This window comes from Thioalkalivibrio halophilus (assembly GCF_001995255.1).
GTDB classification, from domain to species: Bacteria; Pseudomonadota; Gammaproteobacteria; order Ectothiorhodospirales; family Ectothiorhodospiraceae; genus Thioalkalivibrio; species Thioalkalivibrio halophilus.
The window spans coordinates 42,231-56,438 of the sequence record NZ_MUZR01000018.1; the positions used below are offsets into that span (position 1 = coordinate 42,231).

The 14,208-nt window shown below is 67.7% G+C and carries 11 protein-coding genes, 1 tRNA gene and 1 pseudogene; 12 read left to right on the top strand and 1 reads right to left on the bottom strand.

From position 1 onward, the window contains the following. Positions 1-33 precede the first annotated feature (33 nt). The 9 genes from B1A74_RS06590 (at position 34) to grxD (ending at position 7,422) form a co-directional block, all read left to right on the top strand. Positions 34-1,755, top strand: a complete 1,722-nt coding sequence (locus B1A74_RS06590; RefSeq protein WP_077244143.1) for a tetratricopeptide repeat protein — start codon at positions 34-36, stop codon at positions 1,753-1,755. Between the two features lie 5 nt (positions 1,756-1,760). Continuing rightward, entirely contained in the window at positions 1,761-2,384 is a 624-nt protein-coding gene (gene lolB, locus B1A74_RS06595; RefSeq protein WP_208855984.1) for a lipoprotein insertase outer membrane protein LolB, read from the top strand. After that, positions 2,384-3,259 carry a 4-(cytidine 5'-diphospho)-2-C-methyl-D-erythritol kinase gene (gene ispE / locus B1A74_RS06600; protein ID WP_077244145.1) on the top strand — a complete coding sequence of 292 codons (876 nt, stop codon included), beginning with the start codon at positions 2,384-2,386 and terminating at the stop codon, positions 3,257-3,259. The genes lolB and ispE overlap by 1 nt, the downstream gene beginning before the upstream one ends. Next, positions 3,250-3,324: transfer RNA gene (locus B1A74_RS06605), tRNA-Gln, on the top strand. Before ispE ends, B1A74_RS06605 begins: the two co-directional genes overlap by 10 nt. Positions 3,325-3,444: 120 nt before the next feature. After that, entirely contained in the window at positions 3,445-4,401 is a 957-nt protein-coding gene (locus B1A74_RS06610) for a ribose-phosphate diphosphokinase (RefSeq protein WP_018947433.1), read from the top strand. A 129-nt stretch (positions 4,402-4,530) separates the two neighbouring features. Continuing rightward, positions 4,531-5,229, top strand: coding sequence for a 50S ribosomal protein L25/general stress protein Ctc (locus B1A74_RS06615; protein WP_077244146.1), 699 nt, complete (start codon positions 4,531-4,533; stop codon positions 5,227-5,229). 23 nt (positions 5,230-5,252) lie between these two features. Then, the gene (pth, locus tag B1A74_RS06620) at positions 5,253-5,849 is read left to right on the top strand and encodes an aminoacyl-tRNA hydrolase (protein WP_077244147.1); all 597 of its coding nucleotides are present in this window, start codon (positions 5,253-5,255) and stop codon (positions 5,847-5,849) included. Between the two features lie 43 nt (positions 5,850-5,892). Beyond that, positions 5,893-6,987 (top strand): redox-regulated ATPase YchF, encoded by a 1,095-nt coding sequence (gene ychF / locus B1A74_RS06625; protein ID WP_024328216.1) that lies wholly within the window; start codon positions 5,893-5,895, stop codon positions 6,985-6,987. 96 nt (positions 6,988-7,083) lie between these two features. Further along, the gene (grxD, locus tag B1A74_RS06630; protein ID WP_018935295.1) at positions 7,084-7,422 is read left to right on the top strand and encodes a Grx4 family monothiol glutaredoxin; all 339 of its coding nucleotides are present in this window, start codon (positions 7,084-7,086) and stop codon (positions 7,420-7,422) included. Between the two features lie 63 nt (positions 7,423-7,485). Here the strand turns inward: grxD and B1A74_RS06635 are convergent. After that, positions 7,486-8,111: pseudogene (locus tag B1A74_RS06635) on the bottom strand (exonuclease domain-containing protein). Between the two features lie 229 nt (positions 8,112-8,340). Between B1A74_RS06635 and aceE the strand changes: the two are divergent. Genes aceE through lpdA form a run of 3 tightly spaced genes read left to right on the top strand, consistent with a single transcriptional unit; the run spans position 8,341 to position 14,194 of the window. After that, positions 8,341-11,004 (top strand): pyruvate dehydrogenase (acetyl-transferring), homodimeric type, encoded by a 2,664-nt coding sequence (gene aceE / locus B1A74_RS06640; RefSeq protein WP_077244148.1) that lies wholly within the window; start codon positions 8,341-8,343, stop codon positions 11,002-11,004. A gap of 27 nt (positions 11,005-11,031) precedes the next feature. Then, positions 11,032-12,396, top strand: a complete 1,365-nt coding sequence (gene aceF, locus B1A74_RS06645) for a dihydrolipoyllysine-residue acetyltransferase (protein ID WP_077244149.1) — start codon at positions 11,032-11,034, stop codon at positions 12,394-12,396. Positions 12,397-12,412: 16 nt separating this feature from the next. Then, positions 12,413-14,194, top strand: coding sequence for a dihydrolipoyl dehydrogenase (gene lpdA / locus B1A74_RS06650; RefSeq protein ID WP_077244150.1), 1,782 nt, complete (start codon positions 12,413-12,415; stop codon positions 14,192-14,194). Positions 14,195-14,208 lie beyond the last annotated feature (14 nt).

Below are 14,208 nucleotides of genomic sequence, written 5' to 3' on the forward strand. Positions count from 1 at the left end.
CTCACTGAAAGCTGACATGCATGGAATGCCTCTATGACCCGAACCCTGCTGGCCGCGGCCGTTGCCCTCCTTGTCAGCGGCTGTGCGCACCATTCGCTCGGTGCCGGCGAGCCGCTGGAAACCGACGCCCCGGAGATCGTGACCCTGCCCGAGAGCGGATTGCAGGAGGATCCGGAGGCGGCGCTGATGTTCAGCGTGCTTGCCGGCGAGATCGCCGTGCGTTCCGGGCAGACCGCCGATGCGGCGGCCTTCTACGGTGCGGCGGCGGCGCTGAGCCACGACCCGGAGATCGCCGAGCGGGCCACCCGCATTGCCCTGTTCGCGCGGGATCGTGAGCAGGCCCTGCGTTCCGGGGAGCGCTGGCTGGCCCTGTCGCCCGAACACATGGAGGCGGTGCAGATCGTTGCGCTGCTGCGCATCGACGCCGGGCAGGTCGAGGCCGCCGCGCAGCAGCTGGATGAACTGATGCAGCGGCGCGCGCGGGAAGGTGCCAGTCCCTATTCATCGCTGGCCTCGCTGATGGTGCAGGCCGACAACCGGGACCACGCGCTGGAGACCCTGGACCACCTCGCCACGCGGCGGGCCGGGGATCGCGACACCTGGCGAGTGTATGCCGAACTTGCGCTGCGGTTCGACGCGACCGGGGCGGCCCTGCAGGCCACCGAGCGGGGTCTCGAGCAGCATCCCGACGCCATCAGCCTGTACCTGTTGCGGGCGCAGGCCCTGGAGCGAGACGAACGCGGGGACGAGGCCCTGGCCCTGATGCGCGAGGCCGTCGCCGCCCACCCGGACAGTCGCGACGCCCGCATCGGCTATGCCCATGCACTGACCGACCATGCCGACGACGACCGGGGCCCGGAGGAGATCGCGCGGCTGGCAGAGCTGGCCCCCGACGACCACGAGGCCCGCCTGACGCTGGCCCTGCTGAGCCTCGAGAGCGGCTGGCACGAGGCCGCGCGCGAGCAGCTGGAGGCCCTGGAGGCCCGCGGCGTGCGCGAGAACGAGGTGGCCTATTATCTGGGTCGTCTGCACGAGCTGGAAGGGGATGCGGACCGGGCCCGGACGTTCTTCGAGCGGGTTGGCGAGGGCGAGTTTCGCGCGGATGCGCGGCTGCGCCTCGCGGCCCTGACCCTGCGCGAAAACGGTGCCGGGGCGGCGCGCGCTGCGTTCGACGAACTGCAGACGCACGACGACGCCGATGTGGCACGCGAGGCCTGGGTCGTGGAGGTCAACACCCTGCGCGAGGAAGAGGCCTACGAACGTGCGCTGGAACGCGCCGATGCGGCACTGGATGCCTTCCCCGAGGAGAGCGACCTGCTGTATCTGCGCGGGCTGATCCACGAGCGCCTGGACCGGGTGGACGCGGCGCTGCAGGACTTTCGCACAATCCTTGACAACGACCCGGACAGTGCCACGGCGATGAACGCGCTGGGGTACACCCTGGCCGACCGGACCGACCGCTACGAGGAGGCCTACGAGCTGATCACGCAGGCCCTCGAGCAGCGTCCCGATGACGCAGCCGTGGTCGACAGCTACGGCTGGGTGCTCTACAAGCTCGGGCGGCTGGACGAGGCCGAAGAGCAGTTGCGGCGGGCCTGGAGCATGATGGAGGACGGCGAGATCGCCAGTAATCTGGCCGTCGTGTTGTGGGAGCAGGGCGAACGCGACGAGGCGCGCGAGCTGCTCGATAAGGCGCTGGAGCGCGAACCCGGGCACGAGCGGCTGCAGCGGGTCCGGCGCGAGCTGCTCGAATGACCCGAATGAGGGGGCCAGGTGTGCGCGCGGCACTCGCGCTGATGACCGTGATGCTGCTCGCCGGGTGTGCGGCCCTGCCGGAGGTGGACCGGGGCGACGCCGCGCAAAGGGCCTTCGAGGAGCGCAGCGAGCGGCTCGCCGCCATCGAAACCTGGCGCCTGGTGGCCCGCCTGGGGCTGGATACCGAGCGTGAATACTGGTCCGCACAGCTCAACTGGCGGGTGCAGGAGGGTACGCATATCCTCGATCTGTCCGGTCCGATGGGGCGGGGTGGCGGCCGATTGACCCTCGCCGAGGGACAGCCGGCGCGGCTGGTGACCCGTGATGGCGAACATCACAGCGCACGCGATCCGGACGCCCTCGCGCAGCGTCTCACCGGCGATGCGATTCCGGTGTCGGGGATGGTCTACTGGGTACGTGGCCTGCCGGATCCCGCCCGTCCGTTCGAGCACGAGGTGGACGCCGAAGGGCGTCCGATCCGCATCCGTCAGGCCGGCTGGGAGATCGAATACGGCGAGTACGAGGAATTCGACGGCGAGTCCATGCCGGTGCGCATGGAGCTGCAGCGCGATGAGCTCACGCTGCGCGCCGTGATCCGCCAGTGGCAGATGGGAGACGGATCCGCCTGATGGACAAGCCCTTTGCGCAGATCTTCCCCGCGCCCGCGAAGATCAACCGCTTCCTGCACATCACCGGTCGGCGCGCGGACGGCTACCACGAGCTGCAGACCGTGTTCCAGTTCCTCGATCTGGAGGACCGGCTGCGCTTCGAGCCGCGCCCCGGCGGGGAGGTGGCGATGGCCTCCGCGGATGCCGTGGACGGGGCCGAAAACCTGTGCGTGCGCGCCGCCCGCATGGTCTTTGCGGCCGCCGGGCGACACGAAGGGGTGACGATCCACCTCGACAAGCGCCTCCCGGTCGGTGGCGGTGTGGGCGGAGGCAGTTCCGACGCTGCCACCACCCTGGTTGCGCTGAATCATCTGTTCGAGCTTGGGCTGGACGAATCGACGCTGGCCGACCTCGGCCTGCGTCTCGGCGCGGACGTGCCGGTCTTCGTGCGCGGCCGCGCCGCATGGGCCGAAGGCGTGGGCGAAACCCTGGTCCCGGTGCGGCCCGACTGCCCCTGGGCGCTGCTGATCGACCCCGGTGTCCCGGTCGCCACCGGAACCATGTTCGGGTCAGGAGAATTGACACGCGACTGTCCCACCGAGAGAATCTCGCACGCGGTCGACGGCGCGCCATTTGGGAACGTCTTCGAACCGGTGGTCCGGACGCGCCATCCGGACATCGCCCGGGCGCTGGACTGGCTGGGCTCGCAGACCGACCGGGCCCGCCTGAGCGGAACCGGCGGTTGCGTGTTCGGGCTGTTTCGCGACCGCGCCGAAGCCGAGAGGGCACGCGAGGAACAGCCGCTGCCCTGGAGCAGCCGGGTCACCCGGCTGCGCAACGAGTCGCCCCTGCGGGCGTGGTTGCCCGAGTCGGGCGGCCATTCTACTGGGCCGTAGCCAAGCGGTAAGGCAACGGGTTTTGATCCCGTCATGCGCAGGTTCGAATCCTGCCGGCCCAGCCATACAATCGCCCCGCGCCGAAGGCGAGGGGCATGTTCCCGAACCTCGGCCCCGGCCGGGGTTCCTTACTGGAGACCGCGCCATCCGGGCGCGGTTCCGCACCACCCAGACCGGGACAAGTCGTGGTCGACAAGAGTCGCATGATGATCTTCGCGGGGAACGCCAACCCGCGACTGGCACAGGGCGTTGCCGAGCACCTCGGCCTGCCGATGGGGAAGGTGACCGTCGGCCGGTTCAGTGACGGCGAGGTCCAGGTCGAGATCCTGGAAAACGTGCGCGGACGCGACGTCTTCCTGATCCAGCCCACCGGGCAGCCCACCAACGAGAACCTCATGGAGCTCGTGATCATGGTGGATGCCCTGCGCCGCGCTTCGGCCGGCCGCATTACCACGGTGATCCCGTATTTCGGTTATGCCCGTCAGGATCGCCGTGTGCGCTCGGCGCGCGTGCCGATCTCGGCCAAGGTCGTGGCCAACATGATCGAGGCGGTGGGCGCCGATCGCGTGCTGACCATCGACGTCCATGCCGATCAGGTTCAGGGATTTTTCAACGTTCCGGTGGACAACATCTATGCCTCGCCGGTGCTGCTGGGCGATGTCTGGCGTCACGTCTCCGGTGATCTGACGGTCGTGTCGCCCGACGTCGGCGGCGTCGTGCGCGCCCGAGCGATCGCCAAACGGATGGATGACGCCGACCTGGCGATCATCGACAAGCGCCGCCCGCGCGCCAACGAATCCGAAGTGATGCACATCATCGGGGACGTGCGCGGCAAGTCCTGCATCATCATCGACGACCTGGTGGATACGGCCGGTACCCTGTGTCAGGCAGCGAAGGCGCTGAAGGAGCATGGCGCCTCCTCGGTCAGCGCCTATGCCACCCACCCCGTGCTTTCCGGCGCGGCGATTGATAACATAAACGGTTCGGCGCTGGACGAGCTGGTGGTGACCGACACCCTGGCCCTCCAGCCCAACGCGCAGGCCTGTCCGAAAATCCGGCAGCTCTCGGTCGCAGAGATGCTCGCGGAGACCATCCGCCGCATCAATCGCGAGGAGTCCGTGAGCTCGCTGTTCGTGGACTGAGCCCGGGCCGGCGGAACCCGGTCTGCGTCGCCGGCGATCGCCGGCTGCCCCGAATCCGGGAGGAAGGGCCTCCCGCTTTACGCCTCACCTGGTCGCGGGTGGGGCGCGTTCATTCTGGAGAACGTCATCATGAGCATGAGCTTTACCCTTGAAGCCGAGAAGCGTGACGAACAGGGTTCGAGTGCGAGCCGCCGCCTGCGTCGCGCCGGCAAGCTGCCCGCCATCCTGTATGGCGGCGACGATCCCGCGGTGCCGATCACGCTGGATCACAACGCGATGGTGCACAACCTGAAGGAAGACGCGTTTTATTCGCACATCCTGACGGTCAAGCTGGACGGCCAGTCGCAGAAGGCGATCCTGCGTGACGTGCAGCGCCATCCGTTCAAGCCCACCATCTACCACGTGGACCTGCTGCGCGTGAGCGCCAACCAGCCGATCCGCGTGAACGTGCCCATCCACTTCCTCAACGAGGAGACCTGCAAGGGCGTGAAGCCCGGCGGTGGCATGATCAACCGTCAGGTCAACGAGATCGAGGTCGAGTGCCTGCCGGACGACCTGCCGGAATCGATCGACGTCGACATGACCGGCGTCGACGTGGGCGAGACCCTGCACCTGTCCGACCTGAAGGGTAATCTGCCCAAGGGTGTCGAGATGGTCGCGCTGATGCAGGGCGACGAATACGACTACGCGGTCGTGACCGTGCAGCTGCCGCGTTCCGCCAAGGGTGGCGGCGGTGGTGGTGCGGCCGCCGCCGAGGGCGCCGAAGGCGAGGAAGGTGGTGACGAGGCCGCGGGCGAGGAAGCCGGCGGCGAGGAAGACAACGGCTGAACGCCGCGGTCACGACCTCCCGCATGACCAGCCGACCTGCGCCGATTCGCCTGGTGGTCGGGCTGGGCAACCCGGGCCCGCGTTACGCCGAAACCCGGCATAACGCGGGCTTCTGGTTTGTGGATGCCCTGGCCCGTGATCACGGCGTCCGCTTTCGCCCGGAGAACCGCTTCGATGGCGAGGCGGCCCGGCTGACCCTCCCCGAAGGTGATGCCTGGCTCCTCAAGCCGATGTCCTTCATGAACAAGAGCGGCCTGCCGGTGCGCAAATGCGCCGATTTCTATCGCATCGCTCCGGAGGAGATCCTGGTCGTCCACGACGAACTGGATCTCGAGCCCGGGGTGGTCCGCCTGAAGCATGGCGGCGGGCATGGCGGGCATAACGGTCTGCGCGACCTGCACCGGCACCTGGGCGGTCCCGCCTACTGCCGTCTGCGCGTCGGTATCGGTCATCCCGGCGAACGCGACCAGGTGGTCCCGTTCGTGCTGGATCGTCCCGATCGTGATGCGGCGCGGGCGATCGGCGAGGCACTGGACGACGCGACGCGCGAGATCCCGGCCCTGCTGGCCGGGCGCTGGGACGAGGCCGTGCGCCGTCTGCACGGTCGCGGTTCCGGCTGAGTCCGCACCGAGCCCGCACCGAAGTTACATCCGAGGAAACCCCATGAGCCTGAAATGCGGCATCGTCGGCCTGCCGAACGTCGGCAAATCGACTCTGTTCAACGCCCTCACGCGCGCGGAGATCGCCGCGGAGAACTACCCGTTCTGCACCATCGATCCCAACGTCGGGGTGGTGGAGGTGCCGGACCCGCGGCTGGCAAAGCTGGCGGAGCTGGTATCGCCGGAGCGGGTGCTGCCGACCACGGTGGAGTTCGTCGACATCGCCGGGCTGGTGTCCGGGGCGGCCCAGGGCGAGGGGCTGGGCAACCAGTTCCTGGCGCATATCCGCGAGACCGACGCCATCGCCCAGGTGGTTCGCTGTTTCGAGGACGATGACATCGTCCATGTAGCCGGCCGGGTGGACCCGCTGGCCGACATCGAGACCATCAGTACCGAGCTGATGCTGGCGGACCTGGAGACGGTCAACAAGGCGCTGACCCGTCTGACGCGTGCCGCCAAGTCCCAGGACAAGGAGGCCATCGCCCGGCTCCGGGCCGCCGAGAAGGTGGCCGAGGGCCTGGGTGAGGGCATCCCGGTGCGTGCCCAGGATCTGGAGGCGGAAGAGCTCGAGCTGCTGCGCGATCTCCACCTGCTGACCATCAAGCCGCTGATGTACATCGCCAACGTCAACGAGGCGGGTCTCACCGAGGATAACGAACAGGTGCGCGCCGTGCGCGCGAAGGCCGCCGAGGAGGGGGCTCAGGTGGTCAGCGTGTGCGCGGCCATCGAGGCCGAGATCGCCGTGCTCGAGCCCGGCGAGCGCGCCGAATTCCTCGCCGATCTGGGCCTCGAGGAACCCGGTCTGGACCGCGTGATCCGCACCGCCTATGAGCTACTGGATCTGCAGACCTTCTTCACCGCCGGCGAGAAGGAGGTGCGGGCCTGGACCGTGCGCCGGGGCTCCACCGCGCCACAGGCGGCGGGCGTGATCCATACCGATTTCGAGAAGGGTTTCATCCGCGCCGAGGTGGTCGCCTACAACGACTACGTGGAGCACGGCGGTGAGCAGGGGGCGAAGGATGTCGGCAAGTGGCGGCTCGAAGGCAAGGAATACGTCATGCGCGAAGGGGACGTTGTACATTTTCGCTTCAATGTCTGAGTATAATACTCGGACTTTGTCGCGGGGGCGGCACCCCTGCGCCCGGCACGTTTCCTTATCGCAATCAACCATCAGGCCCGTATCAGGAGTACAGCAATGGATGTAATGGACCGTATCCGCCAGCAGGTGGAAGAGAACCCGGTCGTGATCTTCATGAAGGGGAGCCCGCAGTTCCCGATGTGCGGCTTTTCGAGCCGCGCGGTGGAGGCGCTGAAGCGCTGCGAGCGCGAGTTCGGCTACGTGAACGTTATCGCCGATCAGGAGGTCATGCAGAACCTGCCGCGCTTCGCCGACTGGCCGACCTTTCCGCAGGTCTATATCGACGGCGAGCTCATCGGCGGCTGCGACATCACCCTGGAGATGTTCGAAAGCGGCGAGCTGAAGAAGATGGTCGACGAGGCCCACGACAAGCACGCCCAGCGCAACGCCGGCTGAAGCGACCGGCCCGCGGCGTGCCCGGCCCGTCATCGCGATCGCGGTGGCGGGCCTTTTTTGTGGTCAGCTACCCGGCGGGAGTTCTTCCGGGTCAGGCAGCTGCAGCGCGGCCTNNCGGCGTCGAAGGCCGCGCTGTGCGCGGAATCGTTGTCCCACTCCAGCCCGGCGGCGCGCGCCGCGCGCGCGAGTACGGTCTGGCCGTATGCCAGTGCAGCCAGCGAAACGGTGTCCAGGCTGCTGAACGGGTGGAAGGGGTTGCGCTTGATCCCGCAGCGGTCCGCCGCCTTGTGCACGAACCCGAGGTCGAAATGGGCGTTGTGTCCCACCAGGATCGCGCGTTTGCACAAATTCAGCTTGACCTCGCGACGCACTTCGCTGAACAGCCGGCCCATCGCCTGATCCTCCGGCCACGCCGCGCGCAGCGGATGGTAGGGGTCGATCCCGTTGACCTCCAGGGATTTCGGGTCCATCTCGGACCCATCGAACGGCCGTACGTGGAGGCTCACGGTGTGGGCGCGCTCCAGGCGATCCTGCTCGTTGCGGCGCAGGAAGACTGCGGCCACCTGCAGCAGGGCGTGGCGTTCGCAGTCGAAACCCCCGGTTTCCACATCGACCACTACGGGCAGGAAGCCGCGGAAGCGATGAGCCATGGGGCGGTGCGACGGATCGAGCTGGGCGGGTGCGGCCATGCGGTTACCTTGGTTCGAATCGATTCCGGGAAGATCTTTGCGTATCCCTCCCGTTTTGCGGGAGATCGGCGCCATAGAACGCTTTCGCTTGACCTGTTGGCAACACAGTCGGGATACTTGCGCCTTTCTGTCCGCCCGGACCGCGGCATGGTAGCAGAACCGTCCCGCGCCCGGTGGTACGGCCCCGCGCCCGCGAACCGTTTCCCAACCCGTTTTCAGGGGTAGACGCATGGACCTGAACGCCATCCCGAACGACATCGATCCGCAGGAAACCCAGGAGTGGATCGACGCCCTTGCCTCCGTGATGGAGGCCGACGGGCCCGAACGGGCGCACGCCCTGCTGGAGGCCCTGGTGGACAAGGCCCGGCGCAGCGGTGCCTATCTTCCGTATTCGGCCAATACCGCGTACGTGAACACCATCCCGCCGCATCTCGAGCCGGTGTACCCCGGTGATGGCGCGCTGGAGCACCGCATCCGCTCTTACATCCGCTGGAACGCGATGGCGATGGTGGTCAAGGCTAACCGGGTGTCGCCGGAACTGGGTGGACACATCGCGTCCTTCGCCTCCGGGGCCACGCTCTACGACGTCGGCTTCAACCATTTCTGGCGCGCCCCGTCGCACGAGCACGGCGGTGATCTGGTGTTCGCTCAGGGGCATTCCTCGCCGGGGATCTACGCCCGTGCCTTCCTCGAAGGGCGCCTGACCGAGGAGCAGCTGGATCATTTCCGCCGCGAGGTGGACGGCAAGGGGCTGTCCTCCTACCCGCACCCCTGGCTGATGCCGGACTTCTGGCAGTTCCCGACGGTGTCCATGGGGCTGGGCCCGATCATGAGCATCTACCAGGCACGGTTCATGCGTTACCTGCAGGATCGCGGGCTGGCGCAGACGGAGAACCGCCATGTCTGGAGTTTCGTTGGCGACGGCGAGGTGGACGAGCCCGAGACCATGGGGGCGATCACCCTGGCCTCGCGCGAGAAGCTGGACAACCTGACCTGGGTGGTGAACTGCAACCTGCAGCGCCTCGACGGGCCGGTGCGCGGCAACGGCAAGATCGTGCAGGAGCTGGAGGCGATCTTCCGTGGCGCCGGCTGGAACGTCATCAAGGTCCTGTGGGGGCGCTACTGGGAGCCGCTGCTGGCCAAGGACACCGACGGCCTGCTGCAGAAGCGCATGATGGAGGCGGTCGACGGCGACTACCAGAACTACAAGGCCAACGACGGGGCCTACGTGCGCGAGCACTTCTTCGGCAAGTATCCGGAGCTCAAGGCGATGGTCGCCAACATGTCCGACGAGGAGATCTGGCGCCTGAATCGCGGCGGGCATGACCCGGTCAAGGTCTACGCCGCCTACAAGGAGGCCATGGAGCACACCGGCCAGCCCACCGTAATCCTGGCGCACACCGTCAAGGGCTACGGCATGGGTTCGGCGGGCGAGGCCCAGAACCGCACCCACAGCCAGAAGAAGATGGACACGGAGGACATGAAGCACTTCCGTGACCGCTTCAACATCCCGCTGTCCGACGAGCAGGTGGAACGGGCCGAGTATCTCAAGCCGGATCCCGACTCCGACGAGATGCAGTACATGCACGAGCGGCGCAAGGCGCTCGGCGGTTACTTGCCGCAGCGGCGGCACATGACCACGCCGCTGGAGGTCCCCGGACTGGACGCCTTTTCCGGGCTGCTGGAGGACTCCGGCGACCGCGAGATGTCCACCACCATGGCCTTCGTGCGCATGCTGCAGATCCTCGCGCGCGACAAGAAGATCGGCCGGCACGTGGTCCCGATCGTCCCGGACGAGGCGCGTACCTTCGGCATGGAAGGCCTGTTCCGCCAGCTGGGCATCTATTCCTCGGTCGGCCAGCTCTATGAGCCGCAGGACAAGGACCAGGTGATGTATTACAAGGAGGACAAGGGCGGCCAGATCCTGGAGGAAGGGATCAACGAGGCCGGCTCGATCTCCTCCTGGATCGCCGCCGCGACGTCCTACTCCACCCACGGCGTCGCAACCATCCCGTTCTACATCTTCTATTCGATGTTCGGGTTCCAGCGCATCGGCGATCTGATCTGGGCCGCCGGCGACCAGCGGGCGCGCGGTTTCCTGATCGGCGGAACCGCCGGCCGCACCACCCTGGCCGGCGAAGGGCTGCAGCACAACGACGGCCATAGCCACATGATGGCGGCCAATGTGCCCAACTGCATCGCCTACGACCCGACGTTCGCCTACGAGCTGGCGGTGATCGTGCAGGACGGCATGCGGCGCATGTTCCGCGAGCAGGAGAGCGTCTTCTACTACATCACCGCGATGAACGAGAACTACCATCAGCCGGCGATGCCGGAGGGCGCCGAAGAGGGCATCCGCCGCGGCCTGTATCGTTTCCAGACCGGCGGGCGCAAGAAAAAGAAGGTCCGCCTTATGGGGTCCGGCACCATCCTGCGCGAGGCGATCGAGGCGGCCGCGCTGCTGGAGCAGGACTTCGGCGTGTCGGCCGAGGTCTGGAGCGCGACCAGTTTCACCGAGCTGGCGCGTGACGGTCGCGACTGCGAGCGCCATGCCCGGCTGCATCCGGACGCGAAGCCGCGCCGTAGCTGGGTCGAACAGTGCCTGGGCGGTTCCGAGGCGCCGGTGGTCGCGGCCACCGACTACGTGTCGAACTTCGCCGATCAGATCCGCGCCTATGTGCCCGCCGACTATCGCGTGCTGGGCACCGACGGTTTCGGCCGTTCGGACCTGCGCTCCGCGCTGCGGCGCCACTTCGAAGTCGACCGCTACCATATCGCGGTGACCGCACTGAAGGCCCTGGCCGATGCCGGGACCGTCGAGGCGAAGACCGTCCGCGAGGCGATCGACAAATACGAGATCGACACCGATCGTCCCAATCCCCTGCAGGCCTGAGGCCGGCGTCCCGAGGCAGGAGCAGACATGAGCGACACGATTACGGTTGAAGTCCCCGACATCGGTGACTTCAAGGACGTCGAGATCATCGAGGTACTGGTCAAGCCGGGTGACACCGTGGCGCCCGAGGACCCGCTGATCACCCTGGAGTCGGACAAGGCCTCCATCGAGATCCCGGCACCGCAGGGCGGTACCGTGCAGGGCATGAAGGTCAAGGCCGGGGACCGCGTCTCGCAGGGGGATGCGATCCTCGAACTGGCACCCGCGGACGAGGCTGCCGCCAGTGGTGCCGGGGAAGCTCCGGCGGAGGCCGCCGCCGACCCGGCCGCCTCCGCCGGAGGCGAAGAAACGGCACCCGCGGCCTCGGCCAGCGCGCCGGATACCGGGTCCGCGCCGGCCAGGGCATCGGCCGGCGACTCGGGTGGTACCGGCGGGCGGGGCGGCCAGGGCGGCCCGCGGCCATCGCCCACCGCCCATATCGAGAACGAGTCCGCGTTCCGTCGCGCCCATGCCTCGCCCGTGGTGCGCAAGTTCGCGCGCGAGCTCGGGGTCGACCTGTCCAAGGTCGAGGGGAGCGGTCGCAAGGGGCGCATCCTGCGCGAGGACGTGCAGGCCTTCGTCAAGCGCGCGCTCAGCCAGCCCGCCGGTTCCGGACTGGGGGTCGAACCCATGCCGGAGATCGATTTCTCCGAGTTCGGTCCGATCGAGACCCGGCCGCTGTCGAAGATCAATCGGCTCACCGGCCAGAACCTGCATCGCAACTGGGTCACCGTCCCGCACGTGACGCAGTTCGACGAGGCCGACATCACCGAGCTGGAGGACTTCCGCAAATCGCTGAAGGCCGAATACGAGAAGCAGGGGGTCAAGATCACCTTCCTGCCGTTCCTGATGAAGGCGGTGGTCTCCGCGCTCAAGGAATACCCGCGTTTCAATGCCTCGCTGGACGCCACCGGCGAGAATCTGGTGATCAAGCAGTACTACCACCTGGGCGTGGCCGTGGATACGCCGGATGGTCTGGTGGTTCCGGTCGTGCGTGACGTGGACCGAAAGAGTCTGGTGGACATCGCCTCCGAACTGATGGACCTGTCGAAGCGGGCGCGCGAGAAGAAACTCAAGCCTGCCGACATGCAGGGCGGCTGTCTGACCATCTCCAGCCTCGGCGGCATTGGCGGCACCCAGTTCACGCCGATCGTCAATGCCCCGGAGGTCGCCATCCTCGGGGTGTCGAAGGCCTCGATGCAGCCGGTCTGGAACGGCGAGGAATTCGAGCCGCGTCTGGTGCTGCCGATGGCCTTGTCCTACGACCACCGGGTGATCGACGGGGCCCTGGGCGCCCGCTTCACCACCACGCTGAGCGCGCTGCTGTCCGACATGCGGCGCATGCTGCTGTAATCACCGGAGCTTTGTCATGAGTCAGACCACCACCGTCGAAGTCCCCGACATCGGCGACTTCAAGGATGTCGAGATCATCGAGGTCCTGGTCCAGCCGGGCAGTACCATCGCCCCGGAAGACCCGCTGATCACGCTCGAATCGGACAAGGCGACCATCGATGTCCCGGCACCGCAGGCGGGTACGGTCAAATCCGTGCACGTGAAGACCGGCCAGCGGGTGTCTCAGGGGGATCCGATCCTGGAACTGGAGGCCGGTGCGGAGGCCGCGGACAGCGAGGCTTCGCCCGCCCCGGCGGAGGATACCGAGGCGGCGTCCGCGGAACCCGCCGGCGCGGCCCGGGCGTCCTCCACCCCGGCGCCGCAGGCCGCGGCCGACCCGAACACCGACAGCCAGTGCCAGGTGCTGGTGCTGGGCTCCGGCCCCGGCGGCTATACCGCCGCCTTCCGTGCCGCGGACCTGGGCCTGGACGTGGTGATGGTCGAGCGTTATCCGCAGATCGGCGGGGTCTGCCTGAACGTCGGCTGCATCCCGTCCAAGGCGCTGCTGCACGCCGGCGAGGTGCTGCACGAGGCCGAGCGCTTTGCCGCCCTGGGCATCAAGTTCGGCGAGCCGGAGATCGACCTCGACGGCCTGCGCGGCTACAAGGACAAGACGGTCAAGAAGCTGACCGGAGGCCTGAAGCAGCTGGCCAAGCAGCGCAAGGTGCGCGTGGTGCAGGGCGTCGGCGAATTCACCGGGGCCCACAGCATCGCCGTCGAGGGCGATGATGGCCGCGAGGTGATCGGCTTCGAGCACGCGATCATTTCCGTCGGCTCGCAGGCGGTGAAACTGCCCGGCTTCCCCTGGGACGACCATCGGGTGATGGACTCCACCGATGCGCTGGATCTGGCCGACATCCCCGAGCGCATGCTGGTGGTCGGCGGCGGCATCATCGGCCTGGAGATGGCCTGCGTGTACGAGTCGCTGGGCACGAAGGTCACGGTGGTGGAGCTGTCCGATACCCTGATGCCGGGGGCGGACCGGGACATCGTGCGCCCGTTCGAGAAGCGCGCGAAGAAGCGCTTCGAGAACATCTTCCTCAAGAGCAAGGTCGCCGGGGCCGAGGCCACCGAGCAGGGCATCGTCTGCCGCTTCGAGGGCGAGGCGAAGGGCCTGCCGGAAGAGGACACCTTCGACCGCGTGCTGGTCGCCGTGGGGCGCAGCCCGAACGGCGCGAAGATCAACGCCGAGGCCGCCGGGGTTCAGGTCAGCGAGCGCGGCTTCATCGAGGTCGACAGCCAGCAGCGCACCAATGTCGGGCACATCTTCGCCATCGGCGACGTGGTCGGCCAGCCGATGCTGGCGCACAAGGCGACCCACGAGGGCAAGGTCGCGGCCGAGGTGATCGCCGGGCACAAGGTGCACTTCGACGCCCGCGCGATCCCGTCGGTGGCCTATACCCACCCGGAGGTCGCGTGGATGGGCGTGACCGAGGAACAGGCGAAGGCCGACGGCATCGAGTACACCAGGGGCGTGTTCCCCTGGGCCGCCTCCGGCCGGGCGATCGCGCTGGGCGCCGAGGACGGCATGACCAAGCTGCTCTTCGATGCCGAGGGCCGGGTGATCGGCGCCGGGCTGGTCGGGCCCTCCGCCGGCGACCTGATCGGCGAGGCGATGCTGGCGCTGGAGATGGGGGCGGAGATGGAGGACATCGGCCTGACCGTCCATCCGCATCCGACGCTCAGCGAGACGGTGGCCTTTGCCGCCGAGGCCGCGCACGGCTCGATCACCGACATCCTGCCGCCGAAGAAGGGTTAGAGGCGGGTGCGCCG

Coding starts and splice junctions, on each gene's coding strand:
- B1A74_RS06590 (WP_077244143.1), top strand. CDS start 34: ATGACCCGAACCCTGCTGGCCGCGGCCGTTGCCCTCCTTGTCAGCGGC.
- lolB (WP_208855984.1), top strand. CDS start 1,761: ATGAGGGGGCCAGGTGTGCGCGCGGCACTCGCGCTGATGACCGTGATG.
- ispE (WP_077244145.1), top strand. CDS start 2,384: ATGGACAAGCCCTTTGCGCAGATCTTCCCCGCGCCCGCGAAGATCAAC.
- B1A74_RS06615 (WP_077244146.1), top strand. CDS start 4,531: ATGAGCATGAGCTTTACCCTTGAAGCCGAGAAGCGTGACGAACAGGGT.
- pth (WP_077244147.1), top strand. CDS start 5,253: ATGACCAGCCGACCTGCGCCGATTCGCCTGGTGGTCGGGCTGGGCAAC.
- ychF (WP_024328216.1), top strand. CDS start 5,893: ATGAGCCTGAAATGCGGCATCGTCGGCCTGCCGAACGTCGGCAAATCG.
- grxD (WP_018935295.1), top strand. CDS start 7,084: ATGGATGTAATGGACCGTATCCGCCAGCAGGTGGAAGAGAACCCGGTC.
- aceE (WP_077244148.1), top strand. CDS start 8,341: ATGGACCTGAACGCCATCCCGAACGACATCGATCCGCAGGAAACCCAG.
- aceF (WP_077244149.1), top strand. CDS start 11,032: ATGAGCGACACGATTACGGTTGAAGTCCCCGACATCGGTGACTTCAAG.
- lpdA (WP_077244150.1), top strand. CDS start 12,413: ATGAGTCAGACCACCACCGTCGAAGTCCCCGACATCGGCGACTTCAAG.